The 17,526-nt window shown below is 60.0% G+C and carries 17 protein-coding genes; 10 read left to right on the top strand and 7 right to left on the bottom strand.

Features of this window, described 5'->3' with window-relative positions; all coding sequences use genetic code 11:
- Positions 1 to 87 precede the first annotated feature (87 nt).
- The 4 genes from QMZ29_RS05445 to QMZ29_RS05430 all read right to left on the bottom strand — a co-directional run bounded on the left by QMZ29_RS05445 (position 88) and on the right by QMZ29_RS05430 (position 4,920).
- On the bottom strand, positions 88 to 1,425 hold the full coding sequence (locus QMZ29_RS05445; protein ID WP_197769385.1) for a c-type cytochrome: 1,338 nt from the start codon (positions 1,423 to 1,425) through the stop codon (positions 88 to 90).
- Positions 1,426 to 1,437: 12 nt separating this feature from the next.
- On the bottom strand, positions 1,438 to 3,219 hold the full coding sequence (locus QMZ29_RS05440) for a GMC family oxidoreductase (protein ID WP_025302609.1): 1,782 nt from the start codon (positions 3,217 to 3,219) through the stop codon (positions 1,438 to 1,440).
- A 2-nt stretch (positions 3,220 to 3,221) separates the two neighbouring features.
- Positions 3,222 to 3,947, bottom strand: coding sequence for a gluconate 2-dehydrogenase subunit 3 family protein (locus tag QMZ29_RS05435; protein WP_025302608.1), 726 nt, complete (start codon positions 3,945 to 3,947; stop codon positions 3,222 to 3,224).
- A gap of 307 nt (positions 3,948 to 4,254) precedes the next feature.
- On the bottom strand, positions 4,255 to 4,920 hold the full coding sequence (locus QMZ29_RS05430) for a transglycosylase SLT domain-containing protein (protein ID WP_025302607.1): 666 nt from the start codon (positions 4,918 to 4,920) through the stop codon (positions 4,255 to 4,257).
- A gap of 109 nt (positions 4,921 to 5,029) precedes the next feature.
- Between QMZ29_RS05430 and ghoS the strand changes: the two genes are divergently transcribed.
- From ghoS to QMZ29_RS05400, 6 genes are all read left to right on the top strand, one after another.
- Positions 5,030 to 5,329: a type V toxin-antitoxin system endoribonuclease antitoxin GhoS gene (gene ghoS / locus QMZ29_RS05425; RefSeq protein WP_025302606.1), complete on the top strand. Its 300-nt coding sequence runs from the start codon at positions 5,030 to 5,032 to the stop codon at positions 5,327 to 5,329.
- Between the two features lie 131 nt (positions 5,330 to 5,460).
- Complete coding sequence (locus tag QMZ29_RS05420) at positions 5,461 to 6,405, top strand: metal ABC transporter substrate-binding protein (RefSeq protein ID WP_025302605.1); 945 nt, start codon at positions 5,461 to 5,463, stop codon at positions 6,403 to 6,405.
- Positions 6,402 to 7,292 carry a manganese/iron ABC transporter ATP-binding protein gene (locus QMZ29_RS05415; protein ID WP_261425717.1) on the top strand — a complete coding sequence of 297 codons (891 nt, stop codon included), beginning with the start codon at positions 6,402 to 6,404 and terminating at the stop codon, positions 7,290 to 7,292. Before QMZ29_RS05420 ends, QMZ29_RS05415 begins: the two co-directional genes overlap by 4 nt.
- A complete protein-coding gene (gene yfeC / locus QMZ29_RS05410) occupies positions 7,292 to 8,152 on the top strand; it encodes an iron/manganese ABC transporter permease subunit YfeC (RefSeq protein WP_015377686.1) in 861 nt (286 codons plus the stop codon). The genes QMZ29_RS05415 and yfeC overlap by 1 nt, the downstream gene beginning before the upstream one ends.
- Positions 8,152 to 9,006, top strand: coding sequence for a metal ABC transporter permease (locus QMZ29_RS05405; protein ID WP_025302603.1), 855 nt, complete (start codon positions 8,152 to 8,154; stop codon positions 9,004 to 9,006). The genes yfeC and QMZ29_RS05405 overlap by 1 nt, the downstream gene beginning before the upstream one ends.
- Before the next feature lie 237 nt (positions 9,007 to 9,243).
- Positions 9,244 to 10,113: a fructosamine kinase family protein gene (locus QMZ29_RS05400; protein ID WP_049295465.1), complete on the top strand. Its 870-nt coding sequence runs from the start codon at positions 9,244 to 9,246 to the stop codon at positions 10,111 to 10,113.
- A gap of 35 nt (positions 10,114 to 10,148) precedes the next feature.
- Here QMZ29_RS05400 and QMZ29_RS05395 read toward each other — a convergent pair whose 3' ends face one another.
- Entirely contained in the window at positions 10,149 to 10,709 is a 561-nt protein-coding gene (locus tag QMZ29_RS05395; protein WP_033638308.1) for a YniB family protein, read from the bottom strand.
- A gap of 185 nt (positions 10,710 to 10,894) precedes the next feature.
- Here QMZ29_RS05395 and QMZ29_RS05390 point away from each other — a divergent pair, with 185 nt between their 5' ends.
- The 4 genes from QMZ29_RS05390 to QMZ29_RS05375 all read left to right on the top strand — a co-directional run bounded on the left by QMZ29_RS05390 (position 10,895) and on the right by QMZ29_RS05375 (position 15,448).
- Positions 10,895 to 12,175, top strand: coding sequence for an HdeD family acid-resistance protein (locus tag QMZ29_RS05390; RefSeq protein WP_282980707.1), 1,281 nt, complete (start codon positions 10,895 to 10,897; stop codon positions 12,173 to 12,175).
- A gap of 64 nt (positions 12,176 to 12,239) precedes the next feature.
- Complete coding sequence (gene hxpB, locus QMZ29_RS05385; protein ID WP_043143363.1) at positions 12,240 to 12,905, top strand: hexitol phosphatase HxpB; 666 nt, start codon at positions 12,240 to 12,242, stop codon at positions 12,903 to 12,905.
- Between the two features lie 421 nt (positions 12,906 to 13,326).
- Positions 13,327 to 13,875 (top strand): metal-dependent hydrolase, encoded by a 549-nt coding sequence (locus QMZ29_RS05380; protein WP_141997901.1) that lies wholly within the window; start codon positions 13,327 to 13,329, stop codon positions 13,873 to 13,875.
- A 181-nt stretch (positions 13,876 to 14,056) separates the two neighbouring features.
- Entirely contained in the window at positions 14,057 to 15,448 is a 1,392-nt protein-coding gene (locus QMZ29_RS05375; protein WP_025302598.1) for an L-cystine transporter, read from the top strand.
- A 63-nt stretch (positions 15,449 to 15,511) separates the two neighbouring features.
- Here the strand turns inward: QMZ29_RS05375 and phnX are convergent, their stop codons facing one another.
- Both phnX and phnW read right to left on the bottom strand, forming a co-directional pair.
- The gene (phnX, locus tag QMZ29_RS05370; RefSeq protein WP_261425713.1) at positions 15,512 to 16,321 is read right to left on the bottom strand and encodes a phosphonoacetaldehyde hydrolase; all 810 of its coding nucleotides are present in this window, start codon (positions 16,319 to 16,321) and stop codon (positions 15,512 to 15,514) included.
- Between the two features lie 9 nt (positions 16,322 to 16,330).
- The gene (gene phnW / locus QMZ29_RS05365) at positions 16,331 to 17,434 is read right to left on the bottom strand and encodes a 2-aminoethylphosphonate--pyruvate transaminase (protein WP_049209394.1); all 1,104 of its coding nucleotides are present in this window, start codon (positions 17,432 to 17,434) and stop codon (positions 16,331 to 16,333) included.
- Positions 17,435 to 17,526 lie beyond the last annotated feature (92 nt).

The raw sequence follows: 17,526 nt of genomic DNA, 5'->3' as shown, positions 1-17,526 counted from the left end.
TGAACGGATGATTTGCGAACAGAAAATGCTGAAAAAACCGGCACGGGCAGGAAAAACTAAGGGCTCCTTGCGGAGCCCTTAAGCGGTTTACTTCTTCGCGTCCGGATGGTCCGGCACCTCGGCGCTGCCCATCTCCTTCTCGTCGCGGATCATCGAGCGGTCTTTACGCACGTCGGCCACGTCGGAGGCGCTCACCGGTTTGGCGCTGTTGCCCCAGCTGGTACGGATGAAGTTCACCACGTCCGCCACCTGCTGATCGTTCAGACGCCAGCCAAACGGCGGCATGGTGATGTTGGACACCGCGCCCTGCACCGCCGGCGTGGTGTTACCGGTCAGCACGATGTGGATCAGCGAGGTCGCGTCCTCGGTCTGCACCACCGGGTTGCCCTTCAGCGACGGGAAGGCGCGCTTATAGCCCACGCCGTCGGTGCGGTGGCAGGCCGCGCAGTTATCGACATACAGCGCCGCGCCGGGCTTGCTGTCGTCACCGCGCCACAGATCCTTGGCCACGCTGTCTTCGACCGGTGCCGCCTGCTGCTTGCCGTCTTTCGGCGGCAGCGATTTCAGGTAGCGTGCGATGGCGGTCAGATCGTCGTCGCTCAGGTATTGCAGGCTGTGCTCCACCACGTCGCTCATGCCGCCAAACACGATCGCCTTGTCGTTACGGCCGGTTTTCAGGAACTCGGTCAGCTCGGCTTCGCTCCAGCTGCCCAGGCCATCCTTACGGTCGCTGCGCAAGCTGGAAGCCACCCAGCCGTCGATCGGCGCGTTGCTGCCGGACAGGTAGTCGTCGCTTTCGCTGTTGCTCAGCGCTTTTTCCTGCATGGTGATGCTGCGCGGGGTATGGCAGGCACCGCAGTGGCCCAGGCCTTCCACCAGGTAGCGGCCGCGCTCAATCACCGGATCGGCCTTGGCGTCAGCGACGAAATCCGCCGGCGACGGCGCGAACATGCCGCGCCAGATGCTCAGCGGCCAGCGCATCGACAGCGGCCACGGGATGTCGGAGTCCTTGTTGGCCTGCTCCACCGGCTGCACGCCGTGCATGAAATAGGCATACATGGCGCGCATGTCGTCCTCTTTCACCAGCGCGAACGACGGGTACGGCATCGCCGGGTACAGGGTGCTGCCGTTTTTGGCTACGCCCTTACGCACCGCGTTGTCGAAATCCTCGAAGCTGTAATCGCCGATGCCGGTTTTCTTGTCCGGCGTGATGTTGGTGGAGTAAATGGTGCCGATCGGCGTCTCCATCGCCAGACCGCCGGCGAAGGTTTTGCCGCTCTTGCCGTCGGTGTGGCAAGCCACGCAGTCGCCGGCGCGCGCCAGGTATTCACCGCGCTTGATCAGCTCGCTGCTGGCGGTGGCGTCCTGCGCCCAAACGGAAAAACTCACTGCACTGAGAACCAGTGCCGGTACAAATGCTTTCATCGTTCGCCGTCCTTATGCCTGCACCAATGGGCCTGGGTTTTTCAGATACTGCTCGCGAATGGCGCGGGCAGACCAGTAAGCCAGCGCCGCCACGGTGCCGGTCGGGTTGTAGCCCAGCCCTTGCGGGAAGGCCGATGCGCCGATCGAGAACACGTTGTGCACGTCCCAGCTCTGCAGATAGCGGTTGACCGCGCTGGTCTTCGGATCTTCCCCCATTACCGCGCCGCCGTTCATATGGGTGGTCTGGTAGCTGGTGGTGTCGAAGTGGCTGTTGGCGTTTTTCGGGCTGCCGGCGATCAGTTTCGGGTTCATCGCCTTGGCGATCGGCGCCATCTTGTCGTACATGAACTGCGCCATCTTGATGTCGTTTTCCTGCCAGTCGAACGTCATGCGCAGCAGCGGCTGGCCAAAGACGTTCTTGTAGTTGGGATCGAGATCCAGATAGTTGTTGCGGTACGACTGGTGCGCGCCGTGGGCGTCCATCGAAACGTGGTGGGTGTAGGCATCCGCCACCGCCGCTTTCCATTTGCTGCCCCAGGCCGGGGTGCCCGGAGGCGTCGGCAGGCCGGAGATCGGCTTGGTGCCAGCCTGGTTGACCCAGAACGGCGAACCGCCGACGAAGCCTTCTTTGGCATGGTCGAAGTTATCGGCGTTGAAGTCGTCCACGCCCACGCCGTTGCCGCCGGCGCCGATGAACGGGTTGGTGAACACGTCTTTATCGAAGAACGCCTTGATGGTGGTCATGTTCTGGTAGGCGAAGTTGCGCCCGACCACGCCTTCGCCGGTCACCGGATCGTAAGGCTTGCCGATGCCGGACAGCAGCATCAGGTGCACGTTGTGGAACTGGAACGCGCCCAGGATCACCAGATCGGCCGGCTGTTCAATCTCGCGGCCCTGCGCATCGACGTAGTTCACGCCGGTGGCGCGGGATTTGTCGTCGGTCAGGTTGACCTTCAGCACGTTGGCGTTGGTGCGCAGCTCGAAACGTTTCTCCATGCGCAGCGCCGGCAAGATGTTGACGTTCGGCGAGGCCTTGGAATACATGTAGCAGGCGTAGCCGCTGCAGAAACCGCAGAAGTTGCACGGGCCCATCTGCGCGCCGTACGGGTTGGTGTAAGAGTCCGAGGTGTTGGCGGACGGCAGGTTGTAAGGGTGATAACCCACCTCCAGCGCCGCTTTCTCGAACAGCTGGGCGGAGTAGGTATTTTTCTGCGCCGGCAGCGGGAAGTCGCTGGAACGATCCGCCGCAAAGCGGTTGCCGCCCTTCTGCGCCACTTTCTGCCCTTTGATGGTCCAGGCGGTGCCGGAGGTGCCGAACACTTTCTCCGCTTTATCGAAGAACGGTTCCAGCTCGTCGTAGGTCACGCCGAAGTCCTGGATGGTCATGTCCTTCGGAATGAAGTTTTTGCCGTAGCGCTCTTCATAGTGGCTGCGCATGCGCAGTTCGATCGGATCGACGCGAAAATGCACGCCCGACCAGTGCAGGCCGGCACCGCCAACGCCGGTGCCCGGCAGGAACGCCGCCAGCTGGCGGTAAGGCACCGCGGTCTGGCTGCTGTTGTGGCGAATGGTGACGGTGCTTTTCGACAGATCCTGGAACAGTTTGCGGCGGATGTTATAGGTCAGCTCGTCGATCACCTGCGGATAAGAACCGTCCGGATAGGTGTCGCGCATCGGGCCACGCTCCAACGCCACCACGTTGAGGCCGGCCTCGGTCAGCTCTTTGGCCATGATCGCGCCCACCCAGCCGAAACCGACGATCACCGCATCTACTTTTTTCATTACCGTTGCCATGATCAGCCCCTCTCCCCACGAATCGAGACGGGCGGGAAGGGATAACGCTCCCCTCGCTCAACCCAGTCCATAAAATCGGCGCGCGCGCCCGGAAAATTAATCAGCTTCCAGCCCACCATGTCTTTGTTGCCGCCATGGATAGGATCGCTGAAGAAACCTTCGCGGGTGTTTTGCAACAGATAGGAGAAGAACAGTTTCGACGGCAGCTGCTGGAACTCCGCCTCGCCGGACTCGAACTTTTGCAGCATGGCGTCTTGCTGTGCGCCATCCAGTTCGGCGAAGGGCTTGCCGGCGGTTTTCTTGCTGTAGGCGTCGGCGTCACTGATGCCGAGGTTGTAGATTTGCTTGGGCACCAGCGGCAGCTGATAACCCATCTCCTTCGGCACATCGGGGTTGAATGGCCCCTGCATGTACCAGATGGAGCCGGTGGCGTATGGGGTATTCATCTGGCGATCGATAAACTCCGGCACGCCGGCTTCCAGTGCGCCAGGGCCGCGTTCGTCGGCCGGGATCAGGCGCGCGACGGCGGCCCTGATGAAGGCCCACTCTTCCGGGGTGAAAAAGGTCGGTTGGTAATCGTTCTGCGTTGAAGTGTTCGGGGCCGCGACCGCTGGTGCCGGTGCCGTCAGCGCGCCAACGCCACTGCCACCAATTACCGCCGCAGGAATTAAGGTCATCGATTTCAACAAGAAATCGCGCCGCGAATTGTTGGTTTTATGATTCGACATGTCACATTCCATCCAAAGATAGTCACAACTATTTAACCGCAACCTTGCGATCGATACGGGTTTTTAAAATAATTTGTTACTTATTTGTCTATTTATTGAAGGTCAGAATGCGAGCAAATGCAAAAATGTTACCGGTAACTTATTGAATGAACGTAAAGATTTATCTGCTAACGTAAATTTAACTTTTTGTGCGGTTTTTCTGATAACCGGCGAGGAAATAACGAAAAATGAGAGGTGCGTCGTGCTCTTAAGCGGCGCCATAAACAAAATCGGCCGCGTTCAGCGGCCGATTCGACAAAAGAGAGGGTTACTGCGACATCGCCTGGTAGGCGGTGGTCACCTTCCACAAATAGCGCGGCGCCTGCGGTGCCGGGTGCTTTTTCTGGATGTGCTGATAAAACTCGTCCGGACTCATCTGATTGATGCGATTCACCGCCACACGCTTGTCCGAGGAGAAGGTGCGTAACATGGCACCCGCCCCGTTCACGTACGAAACGATGGTGGCATAACGCAGAGTCTGAGGGTTGTTGATCCCGGCTAGCTGCTGGCTTTGAAGAATATTGATATAGGCCGTTCCCAGATCAATATTGACCGCCGGATCTTTCAGCTCACGCGAGCTGGGTTGCCCGTTTCGTCCTTTCATGCGATAGGCGTCGCGGCCGGCGGTAGAAGCCTTAAGCTGCATCAATCCCACTGCGTTCGAGGTGCTGACCACGTTCGGGTTAAACCCGGACTCCACCTGAATAATCGCTTTAATCAGCGTTTCGTCAACGCCGTAGTTGCTGGCGGCCTGACGAATGTAATCGTTATAAGCAACCGGGGTGCCTGTGCGGTTTACCGGTGCCTGCGGAGGGGGTTTTAACCAACCGCCGCGCGTTGTGCCACTGCCTGAAATATTGCTTGCCGTTTGCGGGTCTTTGGCGCACCCCGACAAAAGCAAAATTGCCGTAAGGCAACCTATTTTTGTTTTCACAGAATCCCTCACTCCTTTCAATGAGTTGCGTAGCATATACAACTTGTAAGGACACCTGCAGTAATTTTTTGGGCTAATCTCAACCTATCCATATACCAAGAGGTGATTTATGAGTCAATCTGCAACAAACTGCTTTGTGGTGACTTTTCGCTATCAGGAAGCGGGATTAACCGACCTGGCGAAGCTGACCGGGCAATTGACGCGCGAAGGTTTTGTCACGTCGGTGACAGACGAAAATGGCGTTCACCATGAGCTCGGCAGCAACAGTTTCGCGTTCATAACCGTGCTGGATCAAGAGGATGTACTGCGCCTGGCGCAGGGGTTCGGGCAGTTGGCATTGGGAAAACAGCCGGAGGTGACGATATGCGCCTGTGAGGACTACCTTCAGCGGTTACATACTGATACATAAAATGCTATAACTCCCCGGACGGTATTATTTTTTCAGTTGGAGAAATACCCCGCCGGCGGTGGGCAAGTGACGCTTGACTTCGCTTCAATTGATATTGATAATCATTTTCATTTGAACCAGGAGACGTCATCATGCCATTGATAAGTTGCGCTTTTCGTCGCAGTCGCCCTTCCCGCGCTGCCGCACTGTTACGCCCTTTTACGCTCGCCTGCCTGCTGCTCGGCACCGCCTTGGTCAGTCAACACGCGCTGGCGGATAAAAAGCTGCGCGTGGTGACGACCTTTACCATCATTCAGGACATTGCCCAGAACGTGGCCGGTGACGCCGCCGTGGTGGAATCCATCACCAAGCCGGGCGCCGAGATCCACGACTATCAACCGACCCCACGCGACATCGTCAAAGCGCAGCACGCCGACCTGATCCTGTGGAACGGCATGAACCTGGAACGTTGGTTCCAGCGCTTCTTCGAAAACATCAAACAGGTGCCGGCGGCGGTTGTGACCGAAGGCATCACCCCGCTGCCGATCCGCGAAGGGCCGTATAACGGCAACCCGAACCCGCATGCCTGGATGTCGCCAAGCAACGCGCTGGTGTACATCGAGAACATTCGCAAAGCCCTGGTGGAGCACGATCCGGCACATGCGGAAACCTATAACCGCAACGCCAAAGCCTACGCAGAGAAAATCGGCGCACTGGACGCCCCACTGCGCGAACGCCTGGCGCGCATTCCGACCGCACAGCGTTGGCTGGTGACCAGCGAAGGCGCTTTCAGCTACCTGGCGCAGGACTATCAGCTGAAAGAAGTCTACCTGTGGCCGATCAACGCCGATGAGCAAGGTTCGCCGCAGCAGGTGCGCCGGGTAATCGACGCGGTGCGCGCCCACCATATTCCGGTGGTGTTCAGCGAAAGCACCATTTCCGACAAGCCGGCCAAGCAGGTAGCGAAAGAAACCGGCGCCAAATATGGCGGAGTGCTCTACGTGGATTCGCTGTCCACCCGCGACGGCCCGGTGCCGACCTATATCGACCTGCTTAACACCACCGTGCAAACCATCGCCAAAGGATTCGATCAATGACCCATGAACCGTTTGTCCGCCCTGAATTGAACGTGGACGACGTCACCGTGACCTACAACAACGGACACACCGCCATTCACAACGCCAGCTTTACCCTGAGCGGCGGCTCGATCTGCGCACTGGTCGGCGTCAACGGCAGCGGTAAATCGACGTTGTTCAAAAGCATCATGGCCCTGGTCAGACCCACCGCCGGCCGGGTGTCGCTGAGCGACAAACCGGTGGCGGACGCGCTGAAAAAGAATCTGATCGCCTACGTGCCGCAGACCGAAGACGTCGACTGGAACTTCCCGGTGCTGGTGGAAGACGTGGTGATGATGGGCCGCTACGGCAAGATGAATTTCCTGCGCATTCCGTCGCGCGAGGATCGTTTGCGGGTCGACAAGGCGCTGGAGCGCGTCGGCCTCAGCGAGCTGCGCGGTCGGCAGATCGGCGAGCTGTCCGGTGGCCAGAAAAAGCGCGTGTTTCTGGCGCGCGCGCTGGCGCAACAGGGCACGGTGCTGCTGCTGGATGAACCGTTCACCGGCGTGGATGTGAAAACCGAGAATGCCATTATCGAGCTGCTGCGCGCATTGCGCGACGAGGGGCATCTGATCCTGGTCTCCACCCACAACCTCGGCAGCGTGCCGGAGTTTTGCGATCGGGTGATCCTCATCAACCGCACGGTGCTGGCCGCCGGCCCAACCGAAACCACCTTCACGCAGAGCAACCTGGAGCAGGCATTCGGCGGCGTGCTGCGCCATATCAACCTCTCAGGCCCGGATCTGCACGACGACAACGATCCGCGCACCGTTACGGTATTGACCGACGATGAGCGCCCGGCGGTGTTCTACGGCCACACCAAGAGCGATCCGCCGGCCAACAGCCAGGCCAGGGAGAAACAATCCTGATGCTGGACCTTCTGCTGCAACCTTTCAGTTATAACTACATGGTGAAAGCCATCTGGGTCAGCGCCATCGTCGGCGCCGCCTGCGCGTTCCTGTCCGCCTATCTGATGCTGAAGGGATGGTCGTTGATGGGCGATGCGCTGTCGCACTCGGTGGTGCCCGGCGTGGCCGGCGCCTACGCCCTCGGCCTGCCCTACGCCGCCGGCGCCTTCTTTACCGGCATGCTGGCGGCGCTGGCGATGACGCTGGTGCGCCACATCACCCGCCTGCGCGAAGACGCCATCATCGGCTTCATCTTCTCCACCTTCTTCGCCGTCGGCCTGCTGATCGTGTCGCTCAACCCCACCTCGGTCAACGTACAGTCGATCATCTTCGGCAATATCCTCGGCATCGCCGACGAAGACGTGCTGCAGGTGGAAATCATCATCGGCGTTTCGCTGCTTATCCTGTGTCTGGTGTGGAAAGACCTGCTGGCGGTGTTCTTCGACGAAAGCCACGCGGTATCGATCGGCCTGTCGCCGCTGAAGCTGAAGATCCTGTTCTTCACCCTGCTCAGCGCCTGCACCGTCGCCGCGCTGCAAACCGTCGGCGCCATTTTGGTGATCGCCATGGTGATCACGCCGGGCGCCACCGCCTATCTGCTGACCGACCGCTTCAGCCGGCTGGTGATCATCGCCATCATCATCGGCGCATTGACCAGCGGCATCGGCGCCTACCTGAGTTTCTTCCTCGACGGTGCCACCGGCGGGGTGATCGTCACCCTGCAAACGCTGGTGTTCCTCGCGGCGTTCTTCTTCGCGCCGAAACACGGCCTGCTGGCGTCCCGGCGCCGTGTGGCGCATTCGCAAACCGGAGGCCGCTGATGGACACCCTGTATCAACTGCTCAGCGAACCCTTCGCCTACCCGTTCATGCAGCGGGCGATCGTCGCCGCCATCGTCACCGGCGTAGTGTGCGCCGTGCTCTCCTGCTATCTGGTGCTCAAAGGCTGGTCGCTGATGGGCGACGCCATCTCGCACGCGGTGCTGCCCGGCATCGTGGTGGCGTTCGTGGTCGGCATCCCGCTGGCGATCGGCGCCTTCCTCTCCGGCATCTTTTGCGCGGTGGCCACCGGCTACCTGAAAGAGAACAGCCGGGTGAAAGAAGACACGGTGATGGGCATCGTCTTTTCCGGCATGTTCGCCTTCGGCCTGGTGCTGTTCTCGCGCATCGACACCGACCAACACCTAAGCCACATTCTGTTCGGCAACATGCTGGGCATCACCGACGGCGAGCTGAAGCAAACCCTGCTGATTGCCGGCATCACCCTGGCGGTGGTGTTGCTCAAGCGCAAAGACTTCATGCTGTACTGTTTCGACCCGCACCACGCCCGGGTGATTGGCCTGCCGGTCAAGCTGCTGCACTACGGGCTGCTTTGCCTGCTGGCGATGACCATCGTCGCCTCGCTGCAGGCCGTGGGGGTGATCCTGGTGATCGCCATGCTGATCGCCCCCGGCATCATCGCCTTTATGCTGTGCCGCCGGTTTGATCGCATGCTGATGGTGGCAACGGTGGTGTCGGTGTTCTCTTGCGTGCTCGGCACCCTGATCAGCTTCCATATCGACGGCGCCACCGGGCCCTGTATCGTCATCGTGCAGGCCGTGCTGTTCGTTGTCGCCTTGTTGTACAGCAAGCTGCGCCCGTTACAGGGTAACCAAAATGCCCCGATGGGCAGTTAAACGCCCCTCTGATGCGGCGGTGTGCCCCGCCGCATCCTATTCCTCCGCTGGCTTATCCGTTGTCATCAAGTTGCAATCGGTATTGCGCTTAAATTAATCAATAGGGTATATACTTTGAGCTGGCGAGTCGCTGAAAAAATCGCCGCCTTTGACGCCGGCTGTGCGCCGCGTCGTGTTTTCACCACGGGAAAGACGCTAACCTAATGAATTATCAGGCAGCACAGAGGGGGAAATACCATGTGGCAAGCCGTTAGCCGTCTGTTAAGTGAACATCTTGGCAGCGCAGAGATACGCGAAAGGATTGAACTGCCCGGGGGCGACATTCACCCGGCGTGGCGCGTGAGTTACGGTGACAACGAGGTGTTCGTGAAATGCGACGCCCGTGAGCAACTGCCGATATTCACCGCCGAGGCCGATCAGCTGGCGTTGCTGGCGCGCAGCAAAAGCGTGCGGGTACCGGAAGTGTATGGCGTCGGCAGCGATCGCGACTACAGCTTCCTGCTGCTGGAGTATCAGCAGTTGAAACCCCTCGACGCCCACGGCGCCTACTGTCTGGGCCAGCAGTTGGCGCACCTGCATCAGTGGAGCGAGCAACCGCAGTTCGGTCTCGACTTCGACAGCGATCTGACCACTACCCCGCAACCCAACGCCTGGCAGCGCCGCTGGTCGGAGTTTTTCGCCGAACAGCGCATCGGCTGGCAGCTGCAGCTGGCGGCGGAAAAAGGCATGACCTTCGGCGACATCGACGACATTGTCGATCGGGTGTATCTGCGCTTGCAGCACCACCAGCCGCAGCCTTCGCTGCTGCATGGCAACCTGTGGCCGGGCAACTGCGCGATGACCGCCAACGGGCCGATCCTGTTCGATCCGGCCAGCTACTGGGGCGACCGAGAGTGCGACTTGGCGATGCTGCCGCTGCATCCGGAGCTGCCGCCGCAGATCTACGACGGCTATCAGAGCGTGTGGCCGCTGGGGGCCGGATTTATCGAGCGCCAGCCGCTGTATCAGCTGTACTACCTGCTCAACCGCAGCAACCTGTTCGGCGGCCAGCATTTGGTGGCTGCCCAACGCGCGGTGGAGGCGCTGCTGCAGCCCGAGGCGTCGTAACGTACCGGGGCGCCGTGCGGCGCCCCGATCATGGTTCAGGCCGCGCCGGCCAACTGCCCCAACAGGCGGATCACGAACCAGGCGATCACCGCAATCACGATAGGCAGGATGTACAGCGGGAAGTATTGCAGGAAGATGGTGTGGTGCGGCAGCGTAATGCGCTCCTCAAGCTGTTGGCGCGTGTGCCCTTCGCTGCCCTTGGCCTGCTCCAGGATCATCTGGTCTTCCAACCCTTCGCGGATGAACTTGACCTGACGCGACATGCGCGCGCCGGAGGCCTGCAGCGCCAGCCCGACGAAGATCAGAATATAGATGATGATGAACATCAGATTGGCGCCGCTGAACAGGCTTTTATCCACGTCAGGCACCGGTGAGTTGTACCAGAAAAGGTTCAGGAACGGCGTGTTGAAACGCACCATGTCCACCATCACGTGGACAAAATCCAGCATCACTGCGTTGATGCCCTTGGTTTTTTCACTGTGCTGGTAGACAAAGCCCAGCACGGAAATCAGCGTTGACAGCAACGCCGGGATAAAAACCACCCATCCGAGAATGCGTTTCAAAATGGCGATGCGCCCGGCCTGTTGATACGTCATGTGTTCCCCTTGTTAGCGACGTAACCGAATCGGCTAAGTCTACCTGCTGTTGGCGAAACTCGCCCACCGTTTTCTTCACTCCCTCTGTGCTACAAGCTTAGCCGAATTCGTCGAAATCAAAAACTTAACGGCGCCGGCACACTATCATTGAAGGGGTAACGTTATCCATTCGGACAGAGGCCGCCATGATTCGACTGATTATCTTATTGCTGGGCGCGCAGGCGCTGCACGGCCAGCGCCGCCTGCTGGTGCTGTTCGGTTGGCTGTGGATAGCCGCAGGGGCGCTGATGCTGTTCGACATCCTGCAGGATGGCCGGTCGGTGCTGGCGCTGGATGCGCTGGCGGTCATCCTGGCGCTGGAGGGGCTGGTGGCGATATCCGCTGCGCTGGTGATCGGCTCTTCGGCCAGCAGGCCGGTGTTGCTGAAGGGATTGGGTTTCGTGTTTATGGCCTTTTTAATGCTGGACGTGCCCGCAGACGATAACATCGTCGCCACCGTGGTGTTTGGCAGCGCGCTGCTGCTTGACGGCGCCGTGCGCATCGCCTCCTCCACGGTGATTCAACACAGTCGATGGAAAGGCGTGGCGCTAGCGGGCGGCGGCGAGATCCTGCTTTCGTTGATGATTTTTGTCGGCTGGCCGGCGCCGCATCGGATGACGGTGCCCTTTTGCCTCGGCGTGATGATGGTGCTTTCCGGCTGGGCCTTATTGCGTATCGCCCGGAGACTGACAAGCTTCTCTCTGAATCAGCACCCCGCGCGGCAGCCACCGCACCCGGAGGATGAGACTGCGCCACTCACGGTGTACGTCTGGACACCGATTGGTGCGGCTAAAGATCCGCGCCGGCGTTACATCGTCGACCGATACATCGCGGCGGTCGACGGCGGCGGCAATATATCCACCGGTCATGCCGCCCTGGCGCTCGCGCCGGATGTGTATATCAGTCACTACCCGCTCAACGACATCAGCCATTCCGTTCAGGATTTCCGCCAGTTGTTGCATGCCGGCGAGCAGAACAACGTCGACGGGCGTTTCCTGCCCGACCTGCCGGGTGAGATCGCCGCCTGGTGCCCACCGGACAAGAAAATTCAATTCTACCGCTATAACCCGGCGGCGCTGCGCGCATTCTGGCTGCGTTATCGGCAAGACGCCACCTACAATCTGACCCGACGCAACTGTTCCACCACGGTCATCGGCGCGCTCGACAGCGCGTTGGAAGGCGTGCTGGGTGATAAACATCTGTGGCGCCGCTTTCTGTTGCTGGTGCTCGATCCCAATCTGTGGATGCTGGCGGTACTGCGCAGCCGCGGCGAAAGCATGACCTGGACGCCGGGTTTGGTGCTGGACTACGCACGCATGTTGCAACAGGTCACCGAGCGTCAATATCAGCGCTGGTGGCTAAAATTGCGCGAGGCGTGGAATATCCTGCGTTTTGGCAAAAGCCAAACGCGCAGGCAAAGGTTTTAGTCTCGTCACCGGCGATGATAAAGTGTCGGGCACATTCACCCGCGCCGGCAGGAGTTAACCGTTAATGGCTTATTCGCAACGCATTGAAACCGCAATTTTTGATATGGACGGCTTGTTGATCGACTCGGAACCGCTGTGGCTGCAGGCCGAGCTGGATATCTTCGGCGCGCTGGGTTTGGATCTGTCTGACCGTCACAAGCTGCCGGACACGCTGGGGTTGCGCATCGATCTGGTGGTGAAGATGTGGTACCAGGCGATGCCGTGGCAAGGGGTTTCGCTCGATGAGGTGTCGGCGCGGATTATCGAGCGCGCCATCGAGCTGGTGCACGAGACGCGCCCGCTGCTGCCGGGCGTTCAGCAGGCGCTGGAGCTGTGCCGCAGCCAGGGGCTGAACATTGGCCTCGCCTCCGCCTCGCCGCTGCACATGCAACAGCAGGTGCTGAAGATGTTCGATCTTGAAGGTTACTTCGATCAGCTGGTTTCCGCCGAATACCTGCCGTACAGCAAACCACACCCTGAGGTCTACCTGATCGCCGCCGAGCGCCTGGGCAGCGATCCGCTGCGCTGCATCACGCTGGAAGACTCCTTTAACGGCATGATCGCCACCAAGGCCGCACGCATGCGTTCCATCGTCATCCCGGCGGCCGAATACCGTCACGATCCGCGCTGGGCGCTGGCGGACCACAAGCTGGAGACCCTGGAACAGCTCACTCCCGCCCACTTTGCCTGACCTGCGGCGCCGGCCACCGGCGCCCTGGCTTTCCGCTCTGCGCCATAAAAGGGATCCGTGCCGCAAAACAAACGAAACATCGTTTCATTATTATTGAATCGGCATGCTGTTGTTATTATGCTGGGTGGCAGGGAAAGCGACGGCCCACGGCGCGTTGTCACTGCCACGCAGCGCGGTTCAAGGCCGCCGCTTCCTCCCGCCACACGCCAAGCCACCGTCTTTTTTCTCATCTTCATGCATCGCCCATCGCCCGCTTTTTGTTCTCGCCAGTCAAAATCGATGATTTGTTACGCAGCACCGTAACAAGCCGTTGTAAAACCGGGAAAAATAAACAATTGGTTACAGGGTAACTGCTTCCACTACTGGGAATTTTCCCATATACTGGATAAATTAACAGTTTACCAGCCGGAATCGCAACAGCATGACCGCGGAAGGACATCTCATTTTCTCTGTCGCTTGCGCGATCTTCGCCAAGAAGGCGGAAGTGACGCCAGAGCTGGCTACCGGCGACTGGTGGCACATCATACCCGCCGCGCTGCTCACCTCGCTGCTGCCGGACATCGATCACCCCAAGTCGGTACTGGGCCAGCGCCTGCGCTGGATCGCCCTGCCCATCGCCCGCGCCTTCGGCCACCGCGGTTTCACCCACAGCCTGCTGGCGATCGCCGGCGGCATGGCGCTGTTTCAGCTGGACGTGCCGCGTAGCTGGCCGATCCCGGCCGATGCGATGCACGCCATGATCATCGGTTACTTCAGCCATCTGCTGGCCGACATGCTCACGCCCGCCGGCGTGCCGCTGCTGTGGCCGTGCCGCTGGCGTTTTCGCCTGCCCCTGCTCAACTCGCAAAAAGGCAACCAGCTGGAGCGCGTACTGTGTCTGTGCCTGGTGGCGTTTGCCATCTGCTGGCAAGGCGATTTCACCCTGCCGGTGCAATCCTATGTCGAGCAAATCAGAAATATCAGACTCTGATCACAAAAATACGCCCAATCCATCATCTTGGTGTATATAAAACAAACAAAAAAACACAAAAAGCTATATCAAATTCCATTTGGATATAAGTAGGCCACTCAGCAAACTGTTACGATATTTACATCGCGACATACGTGATGCGTAGTCGTTTTTATAAGAAAGATTATTGGAGACATTGGGGATGAATCTTCCGCTCGTGATTAACGTGCTGGTGTTTGTCGCGCTTCTTTTGCTGCTGGCGCAAACCCGCCACAAGCAATGGAGCCTGGCGAAAAAAGTGCTGGTCGGCCTGGTGGTCGGCGTAGTATTCGGTCTGGGCCTGCAGCTGGTGTACGGCGCCGACAACCCGGTACTGAAAGAATCCATCAGCTGGTTCAACATCGTCGGCAACGGCTATGTGCAACTGCTGCAAATGATCGTCATGCCGCTGGTGTTCGCCTCGATCCTGAGCGCGGTGGCCAAGCTGCATAACGCCTCTTCTCTGGGCAAAATCAGCGTCCTGACTATCGGCACGCTGCTGTTCACTACGCTGATCTCGGCGCTGGTGGGCGTGCTGGTCACCAACCTGTTCGGCCTGACCGCCGAAGGCCTGGTGCAGGGCGCGCAGGAAAGCGCGCGCCTGACGGCGATCCAGACCAACTACGTGGGTAAACTGGCCGATCTGACCGTGCCGCAGATGGTGCTGTCGTTCATCCCGAAAAACCCGTTCGCCGATCTGACCGGCGCCAGCCCGACGTCGATCATTAGCGTGGTGATTTTCGCCACCTTCCTCGGCGTGGCGTCGCTGCAGCTGCTGAAAGACGACAAGCCGAAAGGCGAGCGCGTGCTGGTGGCTATCGACACCCTGCAGGCCTGGGTGATGAAGCTGGTGCGTCTGGTCATGAAGCTGACGCCGTACGGCGTGCTGGCGCTGATGACCAAAGTGGTCGCCGGTTCCAACATTCACGACATCGTCAAGCTCGGCAGCTTCGTGGTGGCCTCGTACATCGGCCTGGCCATCATGTTCGTGGTGCACGCTGTGCTGCTGGCCTTCACCGGCGTTAACCCGATGAAGTTCTTCCGCAAGGTGTGGCCGGTGATCACCTTCGCCTTCACCAGCCGCTCCAGCGCCGCCAGCATTCCATTGAACGTGGAAGCGCAGACCCGTCGTCTGGGCGTGCCGGAATCCATCGCCAGCTTCTCGGCGTCGTTCGGCGCCACCATCGGCCAGAACGGCTGTGCGGGTCTCTACCCGGCGATGCTGGCGGTAATGGTTGCGCCGACCGTCGGCATCAACCCGCTGGATCCGGTGTGGATCGCCACCCTGGTTGGCATCGTCACCCTCAGCTCCGCCGGTGTGGCGGGCGTGGGCGGCGGCGCCACCTTCGCCGCGCTGATCGTACTGCCGGCGATGGGCCTGCCGGTGACGCTGGTCGCGCTGCTGATCTCGGTCGAACCACTGATCGACATGGGCCGTACCGCGCTAAACGTCAACGGCTCCATGGCGGCAGGCACCATCACCAGCCAGCTGATGAAGCAAACCGACAAAGCCGTGATGGACAGCGAAGACGAAGTCGAATTGGCTCACAGCTAACGCCCTCTCAGATCGAAAAAACCGGGGATTATCCCCGGTTTTTTTATGCCCCGCGTTCGGTCGTTACGGCCGCTCGCCGTTCGCCAGCCGCCGGTTGATATCGGCGATCACATCCGGTAATTGCGCCAGCGTGTCTATCACATAATGCGCGCCCGCCGCGTACAGCTTATCGGCGGCCGCCGTGCGGCGCTGCTCTATTTCCCCTGCCGCCATTTGACGGTACTCCGACCAGGTAGCGCCGAACTCGTTGCCGGACAGCGCCAGCCCGACGCTCCACATCCCGGCGTTCAGCCCTTCGGCAATGCCCGGCACCGCGTCATCGACCTTCACGCAGTGCGTCACCGCATCGATGCCCAGCGCGATGACGTTCTGCAACGCCATCCACGGCCCCGGTCGGCCGCCGGCCGCAAGATCGTCGGTGGCGACCCAATAATCCGGCGCATAGCCGCGCTGCGCGGCGGCCGGCGCCAGCACCTCCATCACCGCGCGCGGATAACCGGAGCAGGAACCGATTTTGATGCCCTGTTCGCGCAGCCCGGCAATCACCTGCGGCACGCCCTCGATGGGATCGGCAAAGTCGATCACTTTGGCGATTTGCAGCGGCATAAACGCCTGATACAGCGCGTCGATATCCTGGTGGCTCATCGAGCGGCCCAGCTTCTGCCGCCAGCGCGCGTCGACCGCCGGCAGTTTGCCCAGCGCCTCGATGTGCTGCCATTTGCCGAGCCCCATCGGAATGCGCGCCTCCGCCAGGCTGATGTCGATATCGAAGGTTTGCTTGAACGCCTCGACAAAAATCTGCGTTGGCGCAAAGGAGCCGAAGTCCACCGTGGTGCCGGCCCAGTCGAGGATCACTGCGTTGATCTGTTTCATGGTCAATCCTTATTGATTCCAGTACATCGCCTGCCCGACGGCCGCCAGCAAGCGTTCGATATCCTGCGGATAAATTTCCCCGATGTTGCCGATGCGGAAACAGTCGCTCTGCGACACTTTGCCGGGATAAATCACGAAGCCTTGCTGCTTCAGGCGCTGATAAAACTCGGCGAAGCGGTAAGTGTCGGCCTTCGGCGAATAGAACGCGGTGATGATCGGCGAGTGCAGCGCATCGTCCAGCAGGGTCTCAAAGCCCAGTTCACGCATGCCCGCCACCAGCCGACGCTGATTGGTCTGATAGCGGTGGTGGCGCGCGGCAATACCGCCCTCGTGTTCCAGCTCTTTCAGCGCCTGCGCGAAGGCCAGCACGGTGTGGGTCGGCGACGTAAAGCGCCATTTGCCGGCCTGGTCTTCCATACAGCGCCACTGGGCATACAGATCCAGCGACAGCGAGCGCGAACGGCCGGCGCATTTCTCCAGCTCGCTGCGGCGGGCGATGACGAAAGCGAAGCCCGGCACGCCCTGAATGCATTTGTTGGCGGAGCTGATCAGAAAATCGATGCCCAGCGCGTCCACATCCAACGGAATGCCGCCGAAGCTGCTCATGGCGTCAACGATAAAGGTTTTACCGTTGCGCGCCGCCAGACCGGCGACCTTCTGCAGCGGGTTGAGCATGCCGGTGGTGGTTTCACAGTGCACCATGGCGATATGGCTGATGCGCGCATCGCTTTTCAGCACCGCCTCCATCGCCGCCACGTCCGGCTCATTGACCTCGCCGCAGTCGAAAGCGTGGTGGTCAATATCCATTAGCCGCGCCATTTCGATCATTCGCGCCCCATAGGCGCCGTTGTTGACGATCAGCAGCTTGTCCTGCGGGCCGATGACCGTGCCCAACACGCCTTCCACCGCAAAACTGCCGCTGCCCTGCAGCAGCACCGCGGTGTAACCGGCGGACGGCGTCGCCAGCGCCACCAACCGTTGGCGGATGCGCTGCACCACGCCCAGGTTGTAATCTTCATCCCAGGTGCAGCTGTCATACAGCATCGCCTCTTTCACCGTTTTCGATGTGGTCAGCGGACCGGGGGTCAACAGCAGGTAGTTACGATCGGACATGTCATTCACCTATTTGGTCTATACCAGATTGCGGGCATTGTGGCGGCAAATTCCTTCCCCGGTCAAACGACAAAGCGCGGTGAAACAAAAAA

Source organism: Serratia sp. PF-27 (genome assembly GCF_030053255.1).
GTDB classification, from domain to species: domain Bacteria; phylum Pseudomonadota; class Gammaproteobacteria; order Enterobacterales; family Enterobacteriaceae; genus Serratia; species Serratia bockelmannii.
This window is presented reverse-complemented; position numbering and strand designations above follow the sequence as displayed.

Bases quoted from the DNA above. Each gene is read 5' to 3' on its own strand.
- QMZ29_RS05445 (WP_197769385.1), bottom strand. From the start codon at position 1,425: ATGAAAGCATTTGTACCGGCACTGGTTCTCAGTGCAGTGAGTTTTTCC.
- QMZ29_RS05440 (WP_025302609.1), bottom strand. From the start codon at position 3,219: ATGGCAACGGTAATGAAAAAAGTAGATGCGGTGATCGTCGGTTTCGGC.
- QMZ29_RS05435 (WP_025302608.1), bottom strand. From the start codon at position 3,947: ATGTCGAATCATAAAACCAACAATTCGCGGCGCGATTTCTTGTTGAAA.
- ghoS (WP_025302606.1), top strand. From the start codon at position 5,030: ATGAGTCAATCTGCAACAAACTGCTTTGTGGTGACTTTTCGCTATCAG.
- QMZ29_RS05420 (WP_025302605.1), top strand. From the start codon at position 5,461: ATGCCATTGATAAGTTGCGCTTTTCGTCGCAGTCGCCCTTCCCGCGCT.
- QMZ29_RS05415 (WP_261425717.1), top strand. From the start codon at position 6,402: ATGACCCATGAACCGTTTGTCCGCCCTGAATTGAACGTGGACGACGTC.
- yfeC (WP_015377686.1), top strand. From the start codon at position 7,292: ATGCTGGACCTTCTGCTGCAACCTTTCAGTTATAACTACATGGTGAAA.
- QMZ29_RS05405 (WP_025302603.1), top strand. From the start codon at position 8,152: ATGGACACCCTGTATCAACTGCTCAGCGAACCCTTCGCCTACCCGTTC.
- QMZ29_RS05400 (WP_049295465.1), top strand. From the start codon at position 9,244: ATGTGGCAAGCCGTTAGCCGTCTGTTAAGTGAACATCTTGGCAGCGCA.
- QMZ29_RS05395 (WP_033638308.1), bottom strand. From the start codon at position 10,709: ATGACGTATCAACAGGCCGGGCGCATCGCCATTTTGAAACGCATTCTC.
- QMZ29_RS05390 (WP_282980707.1), top strand. From the start codon at position 10,895: ATGATTCGACTGATTATCTTATTGCTGGGCGCGCAGGCGCTGCACGGC.
- hxpB (WP_043143363.1), top strand. From the start codon at position 12,240: ATGGCTTATTCGCAACGCATTGAAACCGCAATTTTTGATATGGACGGC.
- QMZ29_RS05380 (WP_141997901.1), top strand. From the start codon at position 13,327: ATGACCGCGGAAGGACATCTCATTTTCTCTGTCGCTTGCGCGATCTTC.
- QMZ29_RS05375 (WP_025302598.1), top strand. From the start codon at position 14,057: ATGAATCTTCCGCTCGTGATTAACGTGCTGGTGTTTGTCGCGCTTCTT.
- phnX (WP_261425713.1), bottom strand. From the start codon at position 16,321: ATGAAACAGATCAACGCAGTGATCCTCGACTGGGCCGGCACCACGGTG.
- phnW (WP_049209394.1), bottom strand. From the start codon at position 17,434: ATGTCCGATCGTAACTACCTGCTGTTGACCCCCGGTCCGCTGACCACA.